Origin of the sequence: Clostridium sp. CAG:265 (assembly GCF_000436575.1) — a bacterium.
Lineage (GTDB): Bacteria > Bacillota > Clostridia > Clostridiales > Clostridiaceae > Clostridium > Clostridium lentum.
This window is the reverse complement of sequence record NZ_FR886590.1, coordinates 1-15,530: the sequence shown is the minus strand read 5'-3', so window position 1 is coordinate 15,530 and position 15,530 is coordinate 1. Positions and strand designations below refer to the sequence as shown.

The following is a 15,530-nucleotide window of genomic DNA, read 5'->3' as shown; positions in this document are numbered from 1 at the left end:
TAGCTTTAATTGTTATAATCTTTAATTGTTACTTTATATTATTGAAATTTCTTAATCAATTATCTTTAACTTGTTATATTCTTAATTATCTTCTCATTGTAATCTTATTATTATATACTTCTTTCTATCATTTTTATTTATTATATTTACTCTTATCATTCTTTATTATTTATTTTATTATTTATTTTATTATTTATTTTATTATTTATTTTATTTTTTATTGAAATAGATTTTTATTAATCTATTTCAATTCTTATTTTTATTATAAGGCTTTAGCCCCCCTATCCCCCCGTTACTCTTTCCAAGTCCCAAGTCCTTAGTTCCTTATTCCCTAGTTCCAAGTTTCATTATTTTTATGTTTTATCATTTCAATTCTTTTTATTTTTGAGTGAATTTAGATTTTTCCTGTACATATTATATGTTATGACTTATCCTTGATTTTAAGTGGAATTATTGAGCCTAGGATTTCCTATGACTTCAACATCTCATAGTCTTTCATGCCTTGTTATCCTAGCTTGTATAGTTATGAAGCTATTATTTACTGATTTATCTTTATTGCTTACCATCTTATTTAGAAAACATTCAATTTATCCTCTCTTCGCAGTTTTTCATTCCTATCGCTACATTTCTTCACATTTTCTAAAATCTCTGTTTTCTGATGTGTTAACGTTGCTTTTTAGATGTACTTAGATTGATTGTAGTTACAGTTTTTCTATTTACCCTACTTTCAAGATAAATCATATCTTTACTTAGGCTTCTTCTATGTCTTTCTACTCAATCTTATTACTTCTGAAAATATCATCACTATCGTTATATCGACACTACTATTACAACGATATTTTCTAGTAGTTTATTATTTTTATAAAAAAAATCAGCTTATTGTTATAATATCATCACAATTAATCTATTATTTTATTTATTGTGATGATATTATATTTCATACTACTTATTACTTGTTGATTCTATTGTTGTAGCTACAACTGTTAGTATTGTTCCAACTACTTTTATTACTGTTATAATATCCATAACTTTCTCCTCCTATCTCTTATACGTGTATATGTATGAGTAACTATCTTTTATGGGTATTAACTTTATTACATACTTACCTTCTTCAAGCTCTATATACACTAGAGTTTCTTTATCATAACCTGTACCATTACATAGCTCTACAACTTTATTGAACTTTTCTATGAATGTGAATTGAATGTAATTAAGTTCTTGTTGTAACTTCTTTAGGTCTATTAACTTCCTATCATTCATTTCAATTATTAATTCTCTAGGATTCCATTGATTAGATAGCCTTCAATCATAGAAATCGAACCTCATTACTCCAAGAAGTTCTTTACTATCATACTGAAAATATTTATATTTGCTTAACTTATTCATACTTCTTCACCTTCTATAATTGTTAATATTCTCCAGGAAATAACATTGTAGAAAATTCTTCTCCACTATCTATTACATAAACTTTAATCTCATCATCTATCTTAATATCTTCTAGCTCTATTTCATATGTACATGAGTATTCAGGAACTTCTTGACTTTGACTTATTACAATCTTATTTCCTTCTTTTCTTATCCTGAAAACCTGTAAGTAATCCAGTTCAACATTTCCTTCATCTTTTAGCTTATCAAGCATAGACCATATCATTAGTTGCAACCTTATATCTACTTCCTCATTTACTCCTCTAGTTACATATCTATTATCTTTCTTGAACATCTCTCTTTATCTCCTTATTATTGGTTTCTCAATCTTTATCTAAAAAGCAAAAAGGCTATACCTTATTAACTAAGATATAACCTCTTAACAATCTATTTCAGAATATAAATATTTATTATATTCATCTTCATATATGGTTTCTGGATCAAGTCCTAATAGCTCTTCAATATTACTTCCTCTAATTAAGTCATCTATTACATTTTCTTTACTTGTTTGCTCTATCCAATATTCAACTAGTGAGTCCTTATCTATTAAGGAATCAACATATATTGCATCATCAAGAAGTTCATCTAATAACCTTCTTGCAACATCTTTTAGATTAGCTGAACTTTTATAAATTATGCTATAATCATCAATCATTACATAACCTTGTTCATCTAACTCATTACACCAATTTATAACATGACCTATTGATAATTCTTCTAATCCCTTACTTTTTAGATTTTGGTACATAGAAATTACCCTGTCATCAACCTCATTTTCTCCGACTTCTTTTGCTATCTTTACTGACCTACTCCAATCATTTAGGAATTCCTCTTTTAACTCTTTATTTATACTGTTTATTAATTTTTCTACACTACTTATTTCTTCTGTTGTTATGCTCTTATATTTATCTAATACTTTCTTAATTTCTCTTATTACATATTGTTGTATTATTGAAGAAATTTCTTCATTAACTGTAATGAACACATTATCTTTATTAAACATTTATACTCCCTCTTTCTATAATTTTATTTAAATGTAAAAAGTCTTAATCACTATACTTGTAGCAATTAAGACTTTTAGATTTGGTTTATTTCTTGCTTTAACATTTCAATGAATCCTTCTGAAAATACTTTTCTACTTATTGACTCTTTTATTAACTCTATTAGTTCTAGCTCTGTTACATCAAGACTTCTTGGAATGTATGTTTCATCACCTCTTCTAGTTACCTTGTAGACACAGAACCTTACTTCGTCTCTCTTTAGTTCTTTGATGTAGATTTTCTCTATTGAGTATGTATACTCTCCCTCTCCAACTTTTCCTTGGCTTATTATCTTACAATACTTAGTTTCTTTGATTACCTTCTCTTCATTCTTCTTACTCATGTTATTCAATCTCCCTATCTTATTCTATTAGGAATTTAGAAAGTTCTTCTGTTGTTACTACTACTATCGCATAATCACTTGAAAGTAAAAATAGTGAAGAAGTCCAATCAACTCCTTCACTACATTCAACGATATCAGTATATTCTGGTACTAACCCTTGTAACTTATCTTGTTTCAGTATTTCCATATCTACAATATTTTCTACTATAACTACATATCCACCTAACTCAGCTTCTATATCCCTATTCTCTCCATAGTTTTCATTTAGTATATCTATTGTTGCTTTTATACTTTCAATTACTTCTGATGGTATATTATTTAATTTTTTAAAATATTTCTTTAAATAAATTTTTTTCATTCTATATTTTCTCCCTTCTAAAAATATAAACTCTTACTTATGTTTATATAAACATAAGTAAGAGTTTTATCTATATATATAATATATATTTATAAATTTAATATAATACACTTTATATTATAGCTTGGACTATTTCTAGTTTTAGCTCTTCTGAATATTCATCTTCATATATTAACGATTGAATTATTTTGTAAAGTAACTTTCTATCAACCTTTCCTGAAGCAACATGAATGCTTATATTTTCCATCTCTCTAGCAAATCTAGAAACTAAAAACACATACCCATTAATCAAAAGAAAATCCATACAGCATGCTAAAGCTATTCTTTTATTTCCATCCTCAAAACAATGATATTTATTTAATGAAAAAAATAAGTAAGTTAATTTATCTTCAATTTCTGGATAATAGTCATCATTCTTTACTTGTTCAAGTATTCCTTCTACCTTTCCAAAATCTAAAACTCCCTTAGCTCCTCCACCACTAACATCTACTACCTTTTCATAGACCCCATATAATCTTTTAATATCTGTATATACCCACTTATCGCATATAGTCTGCATAATTAATACTCCTTAAGTCTCTTAAATACATCTTTTGCTTCTTCTAATCTTTCTTGTAATTCTTTACTCTTTTCTCCTATAAATCTTTCATAATCATCTTTTTCAAGTGGAGTTATATATTCTTGAAGTTGTAAATGTAATGCATCTCTAAAAACTAAATCTCGACTAGCCATTTTATTTCTAGCCTTATCTAATAAAGGTTTTTGCCTTGGATGTTCATGAAATTTTTTAAAAATTCTATCTACTTCCATCTGATTTAGCTTTCTACCTTTTTCCTCAAAGCTAAGCTTCAATTCATATGCTAATCCTGCTTCATAAGATGCTATTAAATCTAATATTTCTGAATAAAATGTATCTCTAATTCTATCATTCTTGCTCAAATTTAATATTTTTTTATATTCATCTGCTTTTTCTTTAAAAATGTTTTTATATATAACATTTGTATACATTCCATATTTTATTGGTCCCATATTCACATAGTTATTTAACGCATCAGTAAAATCTTTTCTATAATTCTCTTCATTAAACCATGATTTTAAAAACTCATTATCCCTCTGATTTATATATTTTGTATTTCCACCAGACTTCTTATTTATCACATCTATTACTATATCTAAAATTACACTTCTTACTTCTTTTGCTTTTTCACTCTCAGTTAATATCATTGAAATATTCAATAACGCTCTAAAACTAAATATTCCAAGTACGGTTACTTTGCTACCGACATTAATGTCGGTACCACCATATGATTGTATTATTTTTTTAAACTCCTTTAATTCTGTCCCCCTCAAAATTCTATATCCATTATTTTGTAATTCATCTTTATTAAACTCAATACATCTCTCTATTGTTCTAATATCTACATTAAAATATTCTGCAATTTGTTCCTTTGTAAATATCATATCTGTATTATACTGAATTCCTTCTAATTTTAACTGATTCTGAATTTCATAAATTGCATAGTCATTATTTAAAATATTTTGTCTTGAAATTTTTGAAGTTGTTAAATCACCCATCTGTACTTACTCCTATAAAACATTTATTTTACATATATTTCTATTATATTTTTTTCATTTTCATATTTCAATGAATAAAAAAAATAAATGCTATATGCATTTATCTTTTAATTAAGCTTATTTACAATTTAAGTAAAAACCTCATTTACTTATGATACGGTTCATTCTTCATTATTCTAAATGCTCTATAAATTTGTTCTAAAAGCATCACTCTAAATAATTGATGTGGAAATGTCATTTTAGAGAAACAAATTTTATGATTAGCTCTTTTTATAACATTTTGAGATAGACCAAGGCTTCCTCCTATAACAAAGGCTATATTGGAGTTTCCCATTACACCTTGTGTTTCAATAAACTTAGAAAATTCTTCAGAAGTCATTTGTTTTGCATTTAAATCCATAGCCACCACAAACATATTATCTTTAATCTTAGAAAGAATTAATTCCCCTTCCTTATCTTTTATCTGAAGTTCTTCTTTTTCTGAAGCATTATCAGGTGTTTTTTCATCTGGTAGCTCTATTATATCAACCTTACAGTATCTTCCTAATCTTTTAGTATATTCATCAATAGCTAGCTTTAAATATTTCTCTTTAAGCTTTCCTACTGAAATTATTGTTATGTTCATCATTTTTCCTCCTTAATCTATACATTATTTAACTGTATAATCTACATTAATTATAGTAACTTTATCATCAATCTTATTTTTCTTTGGAACATGTACAGTAAGCAAATTATCCTTAAACACAGCTTTAATACTATATGGATCAACATTTCCTACATAAAAATCCTTTATTTCTTCATTTTCCGGCCCTATAATTGTTACTGAAAAATTTTGCCCATTAGAAAAAAACTGATTTCTTTTAACCTTTATGGTTACATAGTTATTATTGTAATCTACATCAATATCTGACTTCTTAACTCCTGGTAATCTTCCACTTATTATATATTCTTTTTCCCTTTCACTAAGATTTATATCTAAAGATGCCATATTTTCTATTTCATTTATCATATTATTAACAGTTTCATTATTTAAAACGCTATCAATAATACTATCTATAAAATCACTATTCATTAAGGTATTAAAAGTTGTCTGAAACACATATGGAAATATATTAAACATTTGTCTTTCTCCTGTCTTTGAAACTCTTATTATAATTTATTTAAAAGTCTCATTAAAGTTGACAGTAAAAGTAATGTATTTCTTATTCAATACATAGATTTCGATAAATATTAGCAAAAAGAGATTTGACATACATCAAATCTCTTTTATAATTTATATTACTTTCCACAGCATTTCTTATATTTCTTACCGCTTCCGCATGGACAAGCATCGTTTCTACCAACTTTGTTATCATTGATAACCATGTTTGTTGTCTTGTAAGCTTTTTGAATTTCTTTTCTCTTTTCTACTGAGAATATTCCATCCCATTGTGGTAATGTATAAAGGTAGTTAGCTTTAGCTTCTAACATATTGAAATATAATTTTTCTAAATTAACATCTAAAGTTAATTCTGTATTTTCATCTAAAGTCTCTAAATCATATGAATTATTTAAGCTATCATTGATTCCATCAACAAATCCCATGATGAATTCCACTGAAGTTTCATATTTTTTAGCCAAATCAGCAATTGTAGTCTTTACAGCTTCTTTGTGGTTAGCTAATAAATCTTTGTATATTGCTGTTTCAACTTTTGTATATTCAGCCCAAAAAGCTTTTTCTCCCTTAGTTTTTACATATTCTACAACCATTTCTGTCCATTGTGTATATAAACTCATAGTATTTTCTCCTCTTTATTTAATGTTGCTACTAAAATTATACTTTATGTAACATATTTTTTTCAATATTTTTATAACAATATTATTTCACTTGGATTATGTCTACTAGCCAATTGTAAGATGACATCATCCCCTGGCCTTATACCATTTGCAGAAAGTACATCTACAACTGTCTGATAAGCCAAATCAGGATGATTGTTTGTTCCGCTTAAATGCCCTAGCACTATCTGCTTCTTTTTATCATTTTTAAGTAAACTTACAATAGCACTTCCACAATCTTCATTGGATAAGTGGCCATTTTCCCCTAAAACCCTAAGCTTTAATTTATAAGGATAAGGTCCCATTCTAAGCATATTAACATCGTGATTACTTTCTAATAATATAATATCTGAATCAATTATGTTATCTCTTATTTCCTCAGTGAAAACACCAAAATCCGTAACTACACTTGCATTTTTTCCAGCAGAAGATACAGTATATCCTACTGGTGCTATTGCATCATGAGGTATATTAAAAGATCTTATTTCTAAATCATTGATTGTAATAGATGATCTTCTATTCATTATCCTTATATTATGTTCTTTTATCTTTCCTATGTTTTTTTCCATAACAGCCCATGTATTGTCATTAGCATATATAGGAATATCATACTTTCTTGATAAAACACCTACACCTTTTATATGATCAATATGTTCATGTGTTATAAAAATTCCATCTATACTACTTGATTCTTCTCCAATATACTTTAAGGCATCATCTATCTTTTTGCCCGCTAAGCCAGCATCAATTAATACTTTAGCATTATCTGATGCTATAAATATACTGTTTCCACTACTTCCGCTATATAATGAGCAAAATTTCATCTTAATTCCCCCAGAATTATCTTACTACTCTTCTTATGTCTGCTCCTAAGCTTCTGAATTTTTCTTCAATATGAGGATATCCTCTATCTATATGCTCAATATCTACTATTTCTGTTTCTCCATTAGCTATTAGCCCAGCAATAACCATTGCAGCACCAGCTCTTAAGTCAGTAGCAATTACTTTGGCTCCTTCAAGATTTTCTACACCATCTATAATAGCTGTTCTTCCCTCAACCTTTATCATAGCACCCATCTTCTTTAATTCATCTGTATGCTTATGTCTGTTTTCCCATATACTTTCTGTAACTAAGCTTCTTCCTTTTGTTACACTTAATAATACTGACATAGGTTGTTGTACATCTGTAGGGAATCCTGGATATGGTGCAGTTTTTACATTAACACCTCTTAATTTATTATCTACCGTAACTCTTATACTATCATCATCTTCTTCCACAATAGCTCCCATTTCAATAAGCTTAGCACTAATTGATTCTAAATGTTTAGGAATTATATTAGTTATTGTAACATCACCTTTTGTTGCTGCAGCAGCAATCATAAATGTTCCTGCTTCAATTTGATCTGGAATAACACTATAATTGCATCCAACTAATTCATTAACACCTTTTATTCTTATTACATCTGTTCCTGCACCTTTAATATCTGCACCCATTGAGTTTAAGAAGTTAGCAACATCAACTACATGAGGCTCTTTTGCTACATTTTCTAAAACAGTTGTTCCTTCAGCCATTGTTGCTGCTATCATAACATTTATTGTTGCACCAACAGATACTACATCAAAGAAAATGTTTGCTGCCTTTAAGCTTTCTGCTTCCACTAAAACAGCACCATGCTCAATTGTAACTTTAGCTCCTAAAGCTTCAAAACCTTTTATGTGTTGATCAATAGGTCTTACTCCTATTGGACATCCTCCAGGCAATTCAACTTTAGCTTTTTTAAATCTTGCTAGTAAAGATCCAATGAAATAGTAAGAAGCTCTCATTCTTCTCACATCTTCCGTACACGCATTAACAGTATTAATATCTGTAGCATCAATTTCTAAAACATTTTTAGAAGTTTTTTTTACACTGCAGCCTAAATCCAATAAAATTCTTTCCAGGCAATGTACATCCTCTATATCTGGTATGTTATCTATAACACATTTACTTTTACTTGCTAATACAGCTGCAGGTAAAATAGCTACTGCTGCGTTTTTTGCTCCATTTATTTCGACAGATCCTCTTAAAGTTCCGCCTCCATTAATAATTAATGTTTCCATCCTATTCACCCTTACCTAAAATTATATATAATTAATTTATCCTTACTTCGTAAAATATATCCATATTTGCATCAAAAAGACAATTTTTTTCATTTTCATAAAATCAACTCTAACCATTATAACATAAAGTCTATCAGTGTTAACAGGTTTTTTTCTTCCAATATATTGTTTATTTAGCCAATGTAATAACCTTTTGATTTAAACTTATAGTAATTGGTAATATTATTGGTAATGTGATATAATTTATTACAAAGTTTGCATATAAAAATTAGCTTGTGAGGTCATATTTATGAAATATTATTTAGTAGCTTTGTTTGATGATGAATCATACAAAAACTTAAGTCCAATTCAAAAGAATCTTTCTAAGAGGTATAAAGCCAATAGGAATTCTCCTATTCCTTATATTCTTCTAGAGGTATTAGAAAACCCTAACATTGATAAATTAAATCTTGTTATAGACAAAGTTCTTAAACCATATAAATTTTTTAAAGTGGAATTATCTTCAAAAGTTAGTGTGTCTGATACTAGTAAAACTTTAAATTTACAAGTACATGATATAGGATATATTAAAAAATTAAGTAGATTATTATCTGATAACCTTAAACTGCATGGATTTAATACTAAAAGTTTAAATGCAAATGAAAATATTCACCTAACTCTAGCTAATATGAACTACTTTAATAAAGAAGTTAAAAAAATTGATGGACCAACTGAATTAAAGTCTAATTTATCAACTCTAAAAGTTAATAGATTAGAACTTTGGAAGATTTCTAACAATAGAAGAGAAATTTTAATTCAAACATATCCATTAAAGCATTTCTAATAAATTTAAACTTTTGTGAAAAATATTCCATATATAGATATTATGAATCTATATTGGTCTATTTTTCATGGTATTTTTTTTATTTTTTCTAAATTTTCAAAATTTTATTTTTTGTATTCGTTTACTAACCTTTTCAATCGTCAAATGTTTTTGTAAAATATAGTTAGATTAATGATATTATTTTAATATAATCCTATAGGAGGATAAATTATGAACATTTTATCACTTGCAGAATATCAAAAAGATAAATCCGCTAAAAAAATAATAGATACCAGCTTATCTGACTACAAGCTTACTGCCAGAAAGCATTTAGAGTTACAAGTGAAACTTAGTTTTCTAGCTCAAGAAACAAGCTGCTATAAATATTGGATTGATAATAAATCCCAATTAAATCATGATGTTATATTTGAAAAATATATTGATTTTCTAGCCCATGTCATTAATTTAGGGCTTTACAAGAACTATTTGAGTTCCTATGAATTAAATTTAAGACCTAGCGATTACTGCTTAAGTGATCAATTTTTAAATCTATTTATTGATATAAATGATTTGATTATATCCCCTTCAACGGACCATTTTAATACACTTTTAGAAGATGTATTAAGCTTAGGTGTCACTTTAGGATACGATGAAGAACAAATTAATAAAGCTTTCGAATAATATTGGGTATTTGCTTATTGCAAATGCCTTTTTTTAATCTTTAAAATACATTAAATATGAAATTATTTGGCACAATATCTTTGAGGTGATGTAATATGTTTGGTTTTATAAGTGCCATTATTTCTGGTATTGCCATGAGCATTCAAGGTGTATTTAACACTCGTGTAAGTGAAAGGATCGGTGATATGGAAACTAATGTAGTTGTTCATGGTTCTGCCTTAGTCATAGCTATTATCCTAGTACTATTTTGGGGTAAGGGTGACTTTAAATCCATTAAAGAAGTAAATAAACTTTATCTTCTTGGTGGAGTACTAGGAATTATAATTACACTTACAGTGATGCTTAGCATAAAATCCTTGGGAACTACCATAGGAATAGGTACTATTTTAATAGCTCAGCTTGCTGCTGCTGGAATAATTAATGCCTTTGGCTTATTTGGTAGCGAAAAAATATCTTTTTCATTTTCGCAATTTTTAGGTTTAGGATTGATGATATTAGGTATTATTATTCTTAAATGGAGGCATTAGCTTTCTTATTTCGGGTATTCTTCTAATCTATTAACAAATTTAGTCATATTCTTATAATATAATACTAAGATTAATTACAGAGGTATTTTATGTTCTCTTTTAATAAGAAAATTGATCCTGATTTAAAAGCTATTATGGTTTTATATCCTAATAAGAATCATAGAATATTGATTAAATATGCCAAATTTCCAGATTTTATAATAAAAAAAGTTTTGTCTTATAAAGGTATTATCGTAAGAAAAATCGAAAGCTGTAATATTATATGTGTAAAATTGAATTCAAAATCAATAGAAAGATTATTAGAATATCCTGAAATTCAATATATATGTCTTGATCAATATTTATTTCTTTGTGGCATGAGCGTACTGTCAGCCAACAAAATAAGGCTCCACACAAATACTTCTTTAAGCGGCAAAAATATAGGAATTGGTGTAGTAGATACAGGTGTTTATCCTCATAAAGATTTAACTCTTCCTCAAAATCGAATTCATACTTTTGTTGATTTAATCAACTCCTTTACTAACCCTTATGATGACAATGGCCATGGTACTAGCATCTGCGGAATAATTGCAGGCAATGGTGAATCGTCAAATGGTATCTATAAAGGAATAGCTACTAACTCTGAACTTCATGTTTTCAAAGCATTTGATAAGCTTGGTAAAGGATTGGTATCTGATGTGTTATTTTCTATTGAAGAACTTATTCTTTTAAAGGATCAATATAATATACGTATCTTATGTCTTCCGTTTGAATTATTGACCTTTAATAATTTTATATATACTCTATTTGATAATATTTTTACTAAAGCTGTAAACTCATCAATTATTCCTGTTCTTCCTAGTGGCAGTAACAGAGATGAAGCTAGCACCATTACTGGTCCTGCATTAAGTCCACACTGCATAACTGTTGCTGGACTTGATACTTCTGGTGAAACAAAATCATATGCTTATTCTTCTTGTGGAGATGTAAAAAAAGATATCAAGCCTAACTTTTCTGCTGCTTGTGTAGATATTATTTCTCTTAATAGTAATATATCTTTTGTTCCTGAAAAGAATAATATAAAAATGTATGCCCCTAAACTTGATTCCTCTTATAAGTCTTTTTCTGGCACCTCCCTTTCTGCTGCTTTTATTTCAGGTGTATGTGCACTTTTATATGAAAAAAAACCTGATTTAACTTTTGATGATGTAATCTCCATGTTAAAATTAAATGCCGATGTTATGGATATTGAAACCTATAAACAGGGCTATGGTAAAATAAACTTAACTAAACTTCTAAAGTAAAAGGGGATGTCGCACTAAAAATTTTATATACAATATATTGTATTATTTATTCTTAATGCGACATCCTCTTTTAGCTTTTACACTCTCTAATTTACGATAATACTGAAACTAAATTCATAATATATATTGAGTTGGATCCACAGGATTCCCCCCTACTCTTAGTTCAAAATGAAGGTGAGGCCCTGTACTATATCCAGTTGTACCAACAGTCCCTAATACTTCTTCTGTTCCTATATACTGTCCTTTTGAAACATATATTTCATTTAAATGAGCATAATATGTCTGCATATCATTTTCATGTTGGACTATTACCAAGTTGCCATATCCACCATTATTATAATCAGAAAATATTACTGTTCCCTCATAAGCACTATGTACTTCCTCACCTAAATTCTTAGCTAAATCAATTCCCTTATGATAACTACTAGTTCTTGCTTCGCCAAATATTGAAGTAAGAACTGCATCTTTAAGTGGATTATTTAAAAATCTAATTCCATCATAATAGGGATTTTTTACACCTTTTTTTACTACACTTGGTTTTGCTTCCTTAATCACTACTTCATTGATTATATCTTCTGAAATTTTATTAATGCCACTATAATGCTCTTTAGTATATATAACCTTCTTTCCACACCCCCCTTCTTCTAAAATACTTTCACCCATATATAATTCATCACTTTTTTCTTCTACTACTGCTGGTGCAATGATTTCTTCATGATTATTGATAACTTCTATTTCCATATTTAAAAGATTTTCATTTATTACCACTGCATCATATAAATTTTCAGCAATTTCTACACTGCTCTCTAACTTTGCTATACTTACTTTTTCAGGAATTGCTTTTAAATTATTATTTACGTATACCTTTAATACATTTTTACTATCAATACCTAATTCATTTATATAGCTTAAACAGACCTTTTGCAATATTTCATCACGCTCTTCTTTATTGCTAACATAACCAAAAACACTATCTGCTACTTGTATCTTATAACCATTAACTTCTATATTAAAACTATCAACTATTATAGCTGCTGATGAAGCCATACATTTTATAGTGCTTAAATCATCCAAATCATTGTTATTGATGGTATTTCCACTTAACACTCCTACAACTGTATCATTTTCTAAAGAGTATATATCTATATTTTTAATAATTATTTCTTTTGTTGCAAATACTAGAAAAATAGTACAAATTATAGCTATAGTATATTTGAGCACTGACTTTATATCATCTTTTTGTTTTGAGTCCATTACTACTCCTCCTTTGTAACTTTTCAGCACATCAATTAATTTTCCCATTTTAAAAGTTATTATTCATAATTAATATTACTAAGCTTAGTTGAGGCTTTTATTTAGCTTTGTTATAATTAATCTAGTTATTACACCAAGAAAGGTAGCGAAAAATTATGAGCACATTTATGCTAAAAAATAAACATATAAACTTTACTCCTGTAAGTAACATATTTATAGAGAAATATATGCCTAATGCCCGTGGTGAATTCGTCAAGGTATATCTACTACTTCTTAAATATAATGTTGCAGGCGAAATGGGAGTTAGTTCATCTATTATAGGTGCAAATCTTAACATATTAGAATCTGATGTCATAAATGCTATTAATTATTGGAATGATGAAGGTGTAATTGAATTAGTTCCTATAGATAAAATGGGAAATTTTAATATAGAGTTTGTAGATTTATCGAAAGAAGATAATACTCAAAATAAAGAAGTCAATTTACTAGAAGCCCTTAACAATAATTCAAGAAAAGATATGTTAACAGATATTGAAAGGCTTTTAGGACGTCCTCTATCCCCTATTGAAATGACCAACTATTTAAGCTGGGAAGAAGATTATAATTTATCTACAGAATTGACTCTTCTTTTATTAGAATATTATATTCAACGTGGTAAAACCGATTATAGATATTTAAATAAAATAGCTCAATCGTGGCATGAAATGAAAATTACAACGCTAGAACAAGCTCAGCATTATATCACTATGAATGAAGATAAATGGGTGAAAATACGCCATATATTAAAATACCTAGGAATTACTAATACTGAAATCATGAAGCCACAAGAAGAAATGCTAGAAAAATGGATTATGAAATTTAACTTTCCTATTCCAGTAATAGAAGAAGCTTGTAATAGATGCTTCAAAAGATTAAATAGAGCTGAATTTAAATATATAGATGGAATTTTATCTAACTGGAACAAAAATAATTTAAAAACTCTTGAAGCAATTGCTGAAAAAGAAAATAAACTAGCACCTTCATCTATAAATAAAAGTAATTATACAAGTAATAATAGTAAGAGGATGAATAACTCTAATATTAATGTAACGGCTGCTAAAGCTCATGATACTTTAGAACAAGAATTATTAGGATGGTATGATAATGATTAAAGGATATCAACAAAAAATAACTGAACTATACGAAAAAATACAAGAAGATGAAAAGAAAGCCTTAAGAAATAGAAAAGAAGAAATCAAGCTTACAGTTCCAAAAGTTATGGAACTAGATAATGAAATCCAAAAGCTTTCTATCTCTTTACCAATGTCAATTTTACGTGGCATTCCTGAGGAAGAGCTTAATGCTGTCCGTGAAAATATTACTACCCTTAGGGAAAAAAAATATGAACTACTTACAGCTAATGGCTATCCTATGGACTATTTAACATTGCATTATCAATGCACTAAATGTAAAGATACAGGATTTATTGGTAATAAGAAATGTAGTTGCTATAAATCAAAATTAGTTAAATTATATTATCAAACTTCAGAACTTGAAAATTCTTTACATAATTGTAATTTTAAGAACTTTAATATTAATTTATTTTCTTCTACTTATGATAACAACCATAAATACACCCAAAAAAAGAACATGGAAATGATTTATGAATTTATTATTGGTGGGTATCTTCCTAATTTTGAAAAAAGTAATACTAATTTATTATTTTATGGTGAATCAGGTACAGGTAAAACCTTCTTATCATGGTGTATTGCTAAAGAATTATTAGATAAAGGATATTTAGTAATCTACAAGACTTCCGATGAATTGATTAAAGATTTAAGATCTATTGCTTTAGAAAATAATTCTACACTATTAGATCTTCTTATTAATTGTGATTTGCTTATCATTGATGATTTAGGAGCTGAACAAGTTACCGATTTTACCACTAATGAATTATTTAATTTAATAAATAAAAAGCTTTTAAATAATAAAAAGATGCTGATTTCTACAAATTTAAATTTATTAGAAATATCAAATATTTATACTACTAGACTATATTCTAGATTACTTGGTAATTTTAAATTATTTAAATTTTACGGAGATGATGTGAGAATAAAACTGAATATATCTAAAAAACGACTTTAATTAAATGTAAAAAAGTAAGAGTTTATCATAACTCTTACTTTTTTTCTGTATAATTTAAGTGTTTACTATATAAAATTTAGCAAAATAAAAAACTCTAGAAAAACTAGAGTTCTTGGAGCTGGCAATAGGAATCGAACCTACAACCTGCTGATTACAAGTCAGCTGCTCTACCGTTGAGCCATGCCAGCATGGATGCTATATAA

At 27.8% G+C, this 15,530-nt stretch carries 19 protein-coding genes and 1 tRNA gene; 6 read left to right on the top strand and 14 right to left on the bottom strand.

The window, feature by feature from the left end:
* Nucleotides 1-1,038: 1,038 nt before the first annotated feature.
* The 12 genes from Q5O29_RS02675 to Q5O29_RS02620 all read right to left on the bottom strand — a co-directional run bounded on the left by Q5O29_RS02675 (nt 1,039) and on the right by Q5O29_RS02620 (nt 8,656).
* Entirely contained in the window at nt 1,039-1,260 is a 222-nt protein-coding gene (locus tag Q5O29_RS02675; RefSeq protein WP_302631624.1) for a hypothetical protein, read from the bottom strand.
* Between the two features lie 148 nt (nt 1,261-1,408).
* The gene (locus Q5O29_RS02670) at nt 1,409-1,720 is read right to left on the bottom strand and encodes a DUF960 family protein (protein ID WP_022211467.1); all 312 of its coding nucleotides are present in this window, start codon (nt 1,718-1,720) and stop codon (nt 1,409-1,411) included.
* Between the two features lie 84 nt (nt 1,721-1,804).
* Nucleotides 1,805-2,428, bottom strand: a complete 624-nt coding sequence (locus Q5O29_RS02665) for a hypothetical protein (protein ID WP_022211466.1) — start codon at nt 2,426-2,428, stop codon at nt 1,805-1,807.
* Nucleotides 2,429-2,502: 74 nt separating this feature from the next.
* Entirely contained in the window at nt 2,503-2,808 is a 306-nt protein-coding gene (locus tag Q5O29_RS02660; protein ID WP_022211465.1) for a hypothetical protein, read from the bottom strand.
* 19 nt (nt 2,809-2,827) lie between these two features.
* Nucleotides 2,828-3,166: a hypothetical protein gene (locus Q5O29_RS02655; RefSeq protein ID WP_022211464.1), complete on the bottom strand. Its 339-nt coding sequence runs from the start codon at nt 3,164-3,166 to the stop codon at nt 2,828-2,830.
* 112 nt (nt 3,167-3,278) lie between these two features.
* Nucleotides 3,279-3,725 carry a type II toxin-antitoxin system death-on-curing family toxin gene (locus tag Q5O29_RS02650; protein WP_022211463.1) on the bottom strand — a complete coding sequence of 149 codons (447 nt, stop codon included), beginning with the start codon at nt 3,723-3,725 and terminating at the stop codon, nt 3,279-3,281.
* Nucleotides 3,726-3,727: 2 nt separating this feature from the next.
* Nucleotides 3,728-4,741 carry a hypothetical protein gene (locus tag Q5O29_RS02645; RefSeq protein ID WP_022211462.1) on the bottom strand — a complete coding sequence of 338 codons (1,014 nt, stop codon included), beginning with the start codon at nt 4,739-4,741 and terminating at the stop codon, nt 3,728-3,730.
* 145 nt (nt 4,742-4,886) lie between these two features.
* Complete coding sequence (rlmH, locus tag Q5O29_RS02640) at nt 4,887-5,366, bottom strand: 23S rRNA (pseudouridine(1915)-N(3))-methyltransferase RlmH (protein WP_022211461.1); 480 nt, start codon at nt 5,364-5,366, stop codon at nt 4,887-4,889.
* Between the two features lie 24 nt (nt 5,367-5,390).
* A complete protein-coding gene (locus Q5O29_RS02635) occupies nt 5,391-5,861 on the bottom strand; it encodes an Hsp20 family protein (protein WP_022211460.1) in 471 nt (156 codons plus the stop codon).
* Nucleotides 5,862-6,019: 158 nt separating this feature from the next.
* On the bottom strand, nt 6,020-6,517 hold the full coding sequence (locus tag Q5O29_RS02630) for an SEC-C metal-binding domain-containing protein (RefSeq protein WP_022211459.1): 498 nt from the start codon (nt 6,515-6,517) through the stop codon (nt 6,020-6,022).
* Between the two features lie 71 nt (nt 6,518-6,588).
* Nucleotides 6,589-7,380, bottom strand: coding sequence for an MBL fold metallo-hydrolase (locus tag Q5O29_RS02625; protein WP_022211458.1), 792 nt, complete (start codon nt 7,378-7,380; stop codon nt 6,589-6,591).
* Nucleotides 7,381-7,396: 16 nt separating this feature from the next.
* Complete coding sequence (locus Q5O29_RS02620) at nt 7,397-8,656, bottom strand: UDP-N-acetylglucosamine 1-carboxyvinyltransferase (RefSeq protein ID WP_022211457.1); 1,260 nt, start codon at nt 8,654-8,656, stop codon at nt 7,397-7,399.
* Nucleotides 8,657-8,945: 289 nt separating this feature from the next.
* Here Q5O29_RS02620 and Q5O29_RS02615 point away from each other — a divergent pair, with 289 nt between their 5' ends.
* The 4 genes from Q5O29_RS02615 to Q5O29_RS02600 all read left to right on the top strand — a co-directional run bounded on the left by Q5O29_RS02615 (nt 8,946) and on the right by Q5O29_RS02600 (nt 11,949).
* Nucleotides 8,946-9,479, top strand: coding sequence for a hypothetical protein (locus Q5O29_RS02615; RefSeq protein ID WP_022211456.1), 534 nt, complete (start codon nt 8,946-8,948; stop codon nt 9,477-9,479).
* A 210-nt stretch (nt 9,480-9,689) separates the two neighbouring features.
* Nucleotides 9,690-10,139, top strand: a complete 450-nt coding sequence (locus Q5O29_RS02610; protein WP_022211455.1) for a dUTP diphosphatase — start codon at nt 9,690-9,692, stop codon at nt 10,137-10,139.
* A 95-nt stretch (nt 10,140-10,234) separates the two neighbouring features.
* Nucleotides 10,235-10,666 (top strand): DMT family transporter, encoded by a 432-nt coding sequence (locus Q5O29_RS02605; RefSeq protein WP_022211454.1) that lies wholly within the window; start codon nt 10,235-10,237, stop codon nt 10,664-10,666.
* Between the two features lie 89 nt (nt 10,667-10,755).
* Complete coding sequence (locus Q5O29_RS02600) at nt 10,756-11,949, top strand: S8 family serine peptidase (protein WP_022211453.1); 1,194 nt, start codon at nt 10,756-10,758, stop codon at nt 11,947-11,949.
* A 114-nt stretch (nt 11,950-12,063) separates the two neighbouring features.
* Here the strand turns inward: Q5O29_RS02600 and Q5O29_RS02595 are convergent, their stop codons facing one another.
* On the bottom strand, nt 12,064-13,203 hold the full coding sequence (locus Q5O29_RS02595; protein ID WP_022211452.1) for a peptidoglycan DD-metalloendopeptidase family protein: 1,140 nt from the start codon (nt 13,201-13,203) through the stop codon (nt 12,064-12,066).
* A gap of 155 nt (nt 13,204-13,358) precedes the next feature.
* On the opposite strand from Q5O29_RS02595, the gene Q5O29_RS02590 reads away from it, so the two are divergent.
* Both Q5O29_RS02590 and Q5O29_RS02585 read left to right on the top strand, forming a co-directional pair.
* Complete coding sequence (locus tag Q5O29_RS02590; RefSeq protein ID WP_302631617.1) at nt 13,359-14,354, top strand: DnaD domain protein; 996 nt, start codon at nt 13,359-13,361, stop codon at nt 14,352-14,354.
* Nucleotides 14,347-15,327: an ATP-binding protein gene (locus tag Q5O29_RS02585; protein ID WP_022211450.1), complete on the top strand. Its 981-nt coding sequence runs from the start codon at nt 14,347-14,349 to the stop codon at nt 15,325-15,327. Before Q5O29_RS02590 ends, Q5O29_RS02585 begins: the two co-directional genes overlap by 8 nt.
* Before the next feature lie 113 nt (nt 15,328-15,440).
* Here Q5O29_RS02585 and Q5O29_RS02580 read toward each other — a convergent pair.
* A tRNA-Thr gene (locus Q5O29_RS02580) sits at nt 15,441-15,515 on the bottom strand.
* Nucleotides 15,516-15,530: the final 15 nt, after the last annotated feature.

Bases quoted from the DNA above. Each gene is read 5' to 3' on its own strand.
- Q5O29_RS02655 (WP_022211464.1), bottom strand. From the start codon at position 3,166: ATGAAAAAAATTTATTTAAAGAAATATTTTAAAAAATTAAATAATATA.
- Q5O29_RS02595 (WP_022211452.1), bottom strand. From the start codon at position 13,203: ATGGACTCAAAACAAAAAGATGATATAAAGTCAGTGCTCAAATATACT.
- Q5O29_RS02615 (WP_022211456.1), top strand. From the start codon at position 8,946: ATGAAATATTATTTAGTAGCTTTGTTTGATGATGAATCATACAAAAAC.
- Q5O29_RS02635 (WP_022211460.1), bottom strand. From the start codon at position 5,861: ATGTTTAATATATTTCCATATGTGTTTCAGACAACTTTTAATACCTTA.
- Q5O29_RS02605 (WP_022211454.1), top strand. From the start codon at position 10,235: ATGTTTGGTTTTATAAGTGCCATTATTTCTGGTATTGCCATGAGCATT.
- Q5O29_RS02650 (WP_022211463.1), bottom strand. From the start codon at position 3,725: ATGCAGACTATATGCGATAAGTGGGTATATACAGATATTAAAAGATTA.
- Q5O29_RS02625 (WP_022211458.1), bottom strand. From the start codon at position 7,380: ATGAAATTTTGCTCATTATATAGCGGAAGTAGTGGAAACAGTATATTT.
- Q5O29_RS02665 (WP_022211466.1), bottom strand. From the start codon at position 2,428: ATGTTTAATAAAGATAATGTGTTCATTACAGTTAATGAAGAAATTTCT.
- Q5O29_RS02590 (WP_302631617.1), top strand. From the start codon at position 13,359: ATGAGCACATTTATGCTAAAAAATAAACATATAAACTTTACTCCTGTA.
- Q5O29_RS02660 (WP_022211465.1), bottom strand. From the start codon at position 2,808: ATGAGTAAGAAGAATGAAGAGAAGGTAATCAAAGAAACTAAGTATTGT.
- Q5O29_RS02600 (WP_022211453.1), top strand. From the start codon at position 10,756: ATGTTCTCTTTTAATAAGAAAATTGATCCTGATTTAAAAGCTATTATG.
- Q5O29_RS02620 (WP_022211457.1), bottom strand. From the start codon at position 8,656: ATGGAAACATTAATTATTAATGGAGGCGGAACTTTAAGAGGATCTGTC.
- Q5O29_RS02630 (WP_022211459.1), bottom strand. From the start codon at position 6,517: ATGAGTTTATATACACAATGGACAGAAATGGTTGTAGAATATGTAAAA.
- Q5O29_RS02670 (WP_022211467.1), bottom strand. From the start codon at position 1,720: ATGTTCAAGAAAGATAATAGATATGTAACTAGAGGAGTAAATGAGGAA.
- Q5O29_RS02675 (WP_302631624.1), bottom strand. From the start codon at position 1,260: ATGAATGATAGGAAGTTAATAGACCTAAAGAAGTTACAACAAGAACTT.
- Q5O29_RS02610 (WP_022211455.1), top strand. From the start codon at position 9,690: ATGAACATTTTATCACTTGCAGAATATCAAAAAGATAAATCCGCTAAA.
- Q5O29_RS02585 (WP_022211450.1), top strand. From the start codon at position 14,347: ATGATTAAAGGATATCAACAAAAAATAACTGAACTATACGAAAAAATA.
- rlmH (WP_022211461.1), bottom strand. From the start codon at position 5,366: ATGAACATAACAATAATTTCAGTAGGAAAGCTTAAAGAGAAATATTTA.
- Q5O29_RS02645 (WP_022211462.1), bottom strand. From the start codon at position 4,741: ATGGGTGATTTAACAACTTCAAAAATTTCAAGACAAAATATTTTAAAT.